The sequence below is a fragment of the Skermanella sp. genome (assembly GCF_059503625.1).
In genome coordinates this window covers 1-6,684 of record NZ_JCACHA010000959.1, presented here as the reverse complement: position 1 = coordinate 6,684, position 6,684 = coordinate 1, and the positions used below count along the sequence as shown (strand labels likewise).

Sequence of the window (6,684 nt, the reverse complement as noted above, 5' to 3'; positions counted from 1 at the left end):
CGCTCGCTCGGCTCCGTCTTGCCGGCTTCCGGCGGCCGGTACCAGTCGGTGAACATCAGGTCCGGGCTGGTGTATTCGTGATTGATGCCGAGCAGCCCATGGTCGGAGCTGTTCGAGCCGAGCGGCAGCGGCTGATAGCCGATATAGTCGCAGTTGTAGCCGAACTGCTTTTCCTGGGCGGCGCCCGTCTGATGCATCGGATCGAAGGCCGGCGCTCCCTCGACGACCTTGTCGCCCCAGCGGATCAGGATGTCGGCATTGTAGCCGGGAGCCACCTGATGGCCTTCGCCGATCTTGTGCGGCGCCTGGGTGAACGTCAGCGTCGACGGTCCCTTCGCCGCCTCTTCCGCCGCGGCGGCGCCCACCATCTTCGGCAAGGGTCCCGAAGCGGCGACGGCGGCAGTCGATGCCATCAGGCCTTTCAGAAGGCCCCGGCGGCTGGGGCATGCCTGGGCGACTTCGATAAGCGGCACATTGGCCGAATTGTTGGAGCCGATGTCGTCGCGGTCTTCGACCGCGATCGGCTCGTAGCGTTCATCGAGACTGGTCACGCCTCGTTCCCTCCCGCATTGCCCTATTGGGCAGCCGTCCCGTTCGGACGGAACAGCCGCCTGGAGAAGGAGTGTAACAAAACCGTCATATTTGCTACAGGCCAGGAGGTAGGTATGACTACCCCGGAAGTTTAGGACACTTATGAAGACCGAACGTTTCAATCGTTCGGCGCCTTTGTTGAAGGCCCGGAACTCTCGGCGGGTGTATTCGACCTATATGGGTGTTCTTCGACAGGACCCAGTGACAGAGAGCAGATCAATGATGCGAAGCTACCGCTCCACCATGCGTTCCGGCGTCTCGCGGCCAGCCGTCCTGCTGACCGGCCTGCTGCTGGCGGCCTTGCCCGGATGCTCCAATCTGACGCGGGAGGAAGCGGCGAAGGTTCCGCCGCAGGCCGAACAGGCAGCCGTTCCCACTCTGGTCAGCCTTCCGGTGCCGCCCACTCCCACGCTTCCTCTCCCGCCTTCGGAGGCGCTGCCGTTCGAAGCCGCTGTCGAGCGGGCGGCGGCGGACCTGTTCGCGAGCGTCCCGCCGGGAGTGCGGTCCGGTTCGACGCCGCAGATGGTCGTCATCGACCCGCTGGTGGACGGTGCGGTCGGCGGCCAGACGGCGGCCACCCGCACGATGGAGCAGCGGCTGGCTTCGTTCATCCAGGCCAGCCAGCCCGATTACGACCTCCGCCCGATGAACACCGAAACCATCAGCCAGTCGCCGCTGGTTCTGGTCGGGAGCGTGCGGGGCGCCGGTCCCGAAGGTCTCGCTCCCGGCGTGCCGCAGGCCTACCGCATCTGGTTCTCGCTGGCCGACCTCCGCACCGGCGTCGTGGTCGGGCACGGCATGGCCTGGGCTCGGACCGACGGCGTCGATACCGAACCGACCACCTTCTTCAAGGAAAGCCCGGCCTGGGTGGTCGACGACGGCATCAAGGGCTATCTCCGCACCTGCCTGTCGAAGGTCGGCGAACCGGTAGACCCTTCCTATCTGAACGGCATCCTGGCCGCAGCCCTGATCGCCGACGGCATCCAAGCCTACGACGCCGGCCGGTACGAAGCGGCGCTCGATCTGTTCAGGGCGGCGGAACGGACGCCGGCGGGCAATCAGCTCCGCGTCCACAACGGCCTGTATCTGGCCAACTGGCGTCTCGGGCGCGACGGCGATGCGGAAGCTGCGTTCTCCCGGCTGGTCGATTTCGGTCTCCGGCACGACCGGCTGGCCCTGATGATGCTGTTCCGGCCCGCCTCGACCGCCTACTGGCCCGATCCGCAGATAACGGGCTCCTACGACATGTGGTTGCGTCAGGTGGCGCGGCGGACCGGCCCGTCCGGGCGATGCCTGGAACTGGTCGGCCACACCAGCCCCACCGGACCGATGGCGCTGAACGAGCAGCTATCGCTGGCGCGCGCCGAAAAGGTCTGGCAGGACCTTGCCCGGCAATCGATCGAGGTCAGCGACCGCATCGCCACGCGCGGCGTCGGATCTTCGGAAACGATCGTCGGTACGGGACGGGACGATTATTCCGACATGCTGGACCGCCGGGTCGAATTCCGGCCGATGGACTGCCAGACCCAGGCCTGATCTTCCCATCGTAGCACTCCCAAGTGAAAAGGTCGGGCCTCTTCGGCCCGACCTGCGAATCGGCCCTGCGTCGACAGCGGCGTTCCCGGCCGGCGTCATCCGTAGGTCGGGCCGCTTCAGCCCGACATCGGCCTTCCAAATCGAAAAACCCTTAAGGTCGATAGTTTGAGGATATCCTGTAATATTCGTTACATGAATATCTCATACCCAAATATGTTGAAACCAAACATCTTCAGCCGGGGAAATACCAGAGTATGTTTATTCATTATTCCGTTTTTGAAATACAGAGTTGCTCGATTTAAGGGCTAGTAATTGCAAAACCGTTATCGTAGCCTCGTCGAAATCATCCGCATTTCTTCATAAAATAGTATTCGGCATCGATGGCTTATTTGACGGCATCCGATGCTCGACAACGAAGGACAGGGAGTCCCATGACGGCGAACAAGGATAAGCAGACCATTCCCGCCTGTTTCGACTGCGCCGATGACGCGACAGGACGGCTGGACCAGATGTTCATCGCCATGGGACAGATGAAGCGGATCGCCTTGGGCCAGACGCCGGCGGAACGCGCGGTGTTCCGCAAGCTGCATGGCGCTGCCCATGGCCGGCTGGAGATGCGCAAGGACCGGCCCGAAGCTCTGAAGGTCGGCGTCTTCGCCAAGGACGTCCTGCCGGCCTGGGTGCGCTTCTCCAGCGACACCACCCCGACATCGCCCGATCTCGGCTCGACGCTCGGCATCGGCCTGAAGGTGTGGGGAGTGGACGGGGTCGATGCGCTGGGCGAGACCGGCGGTGTCGCCGACTTCATCATGCAGAACTACCCGGTCTTCTTCGTGGACGATGCCAAGGAGATGTGCGAATTCACCTATGCCGGCGTCGTCCTCAAGGATTATCCCGGATATCTCGCCGCGCATCCGAAGACCGACGAGATCCTCAAGAAGATGTCGGCGCAGGTCGACGGCAGCGTGCTGACCACCCAGTACTGGGCAATCCTGCCCTTCGCCTTCGGCGATGACCAATACGCGAAGTATTCGCTGGTTCCCGAAGCGCCGCCGCCCGGTCATCCGGCGATCGACGTGCCGAGCGACGACGCCAACTACATGGCGGCCGATCTGGCCGATCGCCTGTCGGAAAACGAATACCGCTTCACCTTCATGGTGCAGGTGGTGCCGAAGAGCGCCGGCTACCCGCTCGACCAGGCGACCCATGAATGGCCGGTCGATCTGTATCCGTACAAACCGGTGGCGACGCTGGTACTGCCCCGCCAGGACGTCGGAGAGCGCGGACAGAGCGACTACGGCCAGCAGCTGGCCTTCAACATCTGGCGCACGCCGAAGCTGCAGGCCCCGCAGGGCAGCATCGCCGCCGTCCGCAAGATCGTCTACGAGCATGGCGCCGCCGTCCGCCATCAGGCCAACGGCGATCCGCTCCAGCAGCCGGCCGAGCCGCGCACCGCAGCGGCGGCGCCGAAGCCCGATACCTGCATCGTCAAGGCGGTGATCTATCCTTCGATCGGCGTCGCCCGCGTCGGCAATGCGCCCAAGGGCTACGTCGTCGGACCCGAGGTATCCAATCCGAAGCCGCTGATGGCAAGCTCCGAGCCGGGGAAGAATCCCTACCGCGACGCCGAAGGCAGGCTCTATCCCCAGGCGGCCCGGTTCCGCATCTACGGCTGCAACGCCGCGGGTGACATCGTCCGCGAACTGACCGGTCCGGAATCGGGCGCCGACATCACCTGGCAGGTCCATCTGGCCAACCAGAAGTCGGCCTGGTACGGCTTCCAGCTGGCGCTCGACATCCCCGAGGCGGCGTCCGCCGATCCGACCACGCTGCGCAACCCGACGGTGGCCGACCGCAGGGCGCTGGTGCTCGACGCCGGCAGGCATGAGCTGCGTGTCGGTCACGGCAAGCACAAGCGCGAGATGATCGCCGGCAGGTTCATGAACCAGGGCGAGCCGGTCTATCTCGGCCGCATGTGGTGCGAGGACGACGGCCGCCTGCTGGTGACCGGCGGGCGGGGCAAATCCGCGTCCTACAACGGCACCAAGGCGATCACCTTCGGCAACAACGAGGGCTGGCACGACGACGTGTCGGACGGCCCGGTCACCGCCACCGTGAAGCTGAACGGGACCGAACTGCCGGTGACCCCGTCGTGGCTGGTGGTCGGGCCGCCGAACTACGGACCGCAGCGCAAGTCCGTCCGGACGATGTGGGACCTGATGCGCGATGTCGCCATTACGGCCGGAACGCTGCCCAAGCCCGCGCGGCCGTCCTTCACCTACGACATCTATCCGGTATTCGAACGGATGACCGGCCTGCAATGGGTCAATGCCGGCTTTGCCGCCGCCTTCGGCTGGAACGCGCCGTCGGACTTCACCAAGCCGGAATGGATCGCGCGGCTGAACGACCGCAGCCTCGCCAACCAGGAAACCCGGCGCGTCCTGAAGAACGCCTTCCGTCACGACAACGTCGATTCGTGGTCGCCGACGCCGTGGCCCTGGGTCTACGGCGACGCCATGAGCATTCCGCCGGCGGAAACCCCGCGCCAGTACACGGCGCTGACCGCCACCCAGCTCGCCATGCTGGACCAGTGGGTGGCCGGCGATTTCGAGGACGACTGGGGCAAGGTCCCCGTCCATGACGATTTCGACAAGGTTCCCCTGCGCGAGCAGGGCGATACCCTGACGCGGGCGGCGCTGGATTTCTGCCTCGCCGACGCCTTCCACCCCGGTTGCGAGATGACGTGGCCGGTGCGCTCTTCCACCATGTACATGGCGCCCTTCCGCTTTGCCCACGCGCCCAAGGGATGGGTCGAACCCGGCATGGGTGCTGTTTTGTCCAGCGACACGGTGACCATTCCCAACGGCCCGCTTTACGGACAGCTTCCCGGCGGGATCACCCGCTGGATGGCGGTGCCGTGGCAGACCGATACGTCGAGCTGCCGGTCGGGCTACGACAAGTCCTACGATCCCTACGTTCCGACGTTCTGGCCGGCGCGCGTCCCGAACGAGGTCCTGACGCGGGAGAACTATGCCATCGTGATGGACGAGCACCAGCCGAAGCAGGTCCGTCTGGCCGCCTTCGCCAACCGCGCGGCCTGGATCGCGCCGCTCGGCACCACCAGCTACACCGACCAGATCAACAACATGATCCATCACTTCGACCATCTCGGCGTGGTCGAAGTCTGTCCCGGACCGGCCGACGCAGTCGGGGCCGCGCTGTTCCCCAAGCTGATCGAGGTCGAGGACCAGCACAAGCCGATCCCCGACGGCGACGAGACGGACGGCAAGGCGCACCGGACGCTGCACGCGACGATGGCAACGAAGGCGCCCGCCGCTACGGGCGGCGTCTTCCCCGCCCCGGACAGCGTCGATATCAGCCGGATCGACAAGGTGCGCCGCTTCCCGCACGGTCTGCGCCGTTGAGGACGGGCCGGTGAGTCCGGTCGACTGAGCCGTCTCCGGTGACCGGGGCCGACACGATCGTCGAGGCGGATGCGGTGGTCGTCGGCGCCGGGCCGGCCGGTGCCGCCTTCGCCCTCAACCTCGCGCCGCTGCGGCGGGTGCTGGTGCTGGACCGGCGGGACACTCCCGCCGTCCGCATCGGGGAGTCGCTCGCTCCGGCGGCGCGGCGGCTGCTGACCGACATGGGGCTTTGGGACGATTTCCGGGCTCAAGGCCATGCGCCGTGCCATGGCGGCCGATCGCTCTGGGGCGGACCGGAGCCTGCCGACGCCGACGGGTTGCGCGACATCGACGGGCCGGGCTGGCATCTCGACCGTGCCCGGTTCGACCGCTGGCTGCGCGGAGTCGCGTCCTCCCGCGGGGCGGCGGTGAGGGTGCCGGCCCATCTCCGCGCGGCGACCCGCGAGGGCGATGGCTGGCGTCTCGACCTCGACATCGGCGGACGGCGCATGCCGGCGCGCTGCCGGCTGCTGGTCGATGCCGGCGGCCGGGGCTCGTCGCTGGCGCGGCGGCTGGGAGCGCGCCGGATGGCGGGCGACCGGCTGGTGTGCGGCTGGCTGCATGGCCACGACGCCGATGGCCGCCAATCGGGGCTGACCCATATCGAGGCGGAACCCGACGGCTGGTGGTACACGGCGCCCTTGCCGGGACAGCGGCGCGTCCTGGCCTTCCACACCGATGCCGATCTGCCGGCGGCGGCCGATGCCTGCGACGGCGCGGCCCTGTCCCGGCGGGCTGCGGCGCGGGGGTTCCTGTCCGGCGTGCTGGCGGGCAGCGGCTTCCGTGCGGAAGGCGCCGCCGGCTTCTGCACCGCCCACAGCACCCATCTGTCGCCGGCGGCGGGCGACGGCTGGCTGGCGGTGGGGGACGCGGCGCTGGGCTTCGACCCCCTGTCGTCGCAGGGCATCTTCAACGCGCTCTACACCGGCCTTGCCGCCGCCGAAGCCGCCGACCGCTACCTTGCGGGCGACGCGTCCGCCCTGCCGGACTATCAGGCCGGACTGACCGAAATCCACGACGCCTACCGGGTCCACCTTCGGGCGTGGTACGGGCTGGAACGGCGCTGGCACGACCGGGCCTTCTGGGTCCGCCG

At 67.0% G+C, this 6,684-nt stretch carries 4 protein-coding genes; 3 read left to right on the top strand and 1 reads right to left on the bottom strand.

Annotation, left to right across the window (positions count from 1 at the left end; all coding sequences use genetic code 11):
- The coding region (locus AC5JJ6_RS35065) for an alkaline phosphatase PhoX (RefSeq protein WP_496046471.1) at nucleotides 1-551 on the bottom strand (551 nt) is incomplete at its 3' end.
- 259 nt (nucleotides 552-810) lie between these two features.
- Here AC5JJ6_RS35065 and AC5JJ6_RS35060 point away from each other — a divergent pair.
- The 3 genes from AC5JJ6_RS35060 to AC5JJ6_RS35050 form a co-directional block, all read left to right on the top strand.
- Entirely contained in the window at nucleotides 811-2,127 is a 1,317-nt protein-coding gene (locus AC5JJ6_RS35060) for an OmpA family protein (RefSeq protein ID WP_496046470.1), read from the top strand.
- Between the two features lie 431 nt (nucleotides 2,128-2,558).
- On the top strand, nucleotides 2,559-5,552 hold the full coding sequence (locus tag AC5JJ6_RS35055; RefSeq protein WP_496046469.1) for a LodA/GoxA family CTQ-dependent oxidase: 2,994 nt from the start codon (nucleotides 2,559-2,561) through the stop codon (nucleotides 5,550-5,552).
- A gap of 38 nt (nucleotides 5,553-5,590) precedes the next feature.
- Nucleotides 5,591-6,684 (top strand): NAD(P)/FAD-dependent oxidoreductase (locus AC5JJ6_RS35050; RefSeq protein ID WP_496046468.1); only part of this gene is annotated, 1,094 nt, incomplete at its 3' end.

Coding starts and splice junctions, on each gene's coding strand:
- AC5JJ6_RS35060 (WP_496046470.1), top strand. CDS start 811: ATGATGCGAAGCTACCGCTCCACCATGCGTTCCGGCGTCTCGCGGCCA.
- AC5JJ6_RS35055 (WP_496046469.1), top strand. CDS start 2,559: ATGACGGCGAACAAGGATAAGCAGACCATTCCCGCCTGTTTCGACTGC.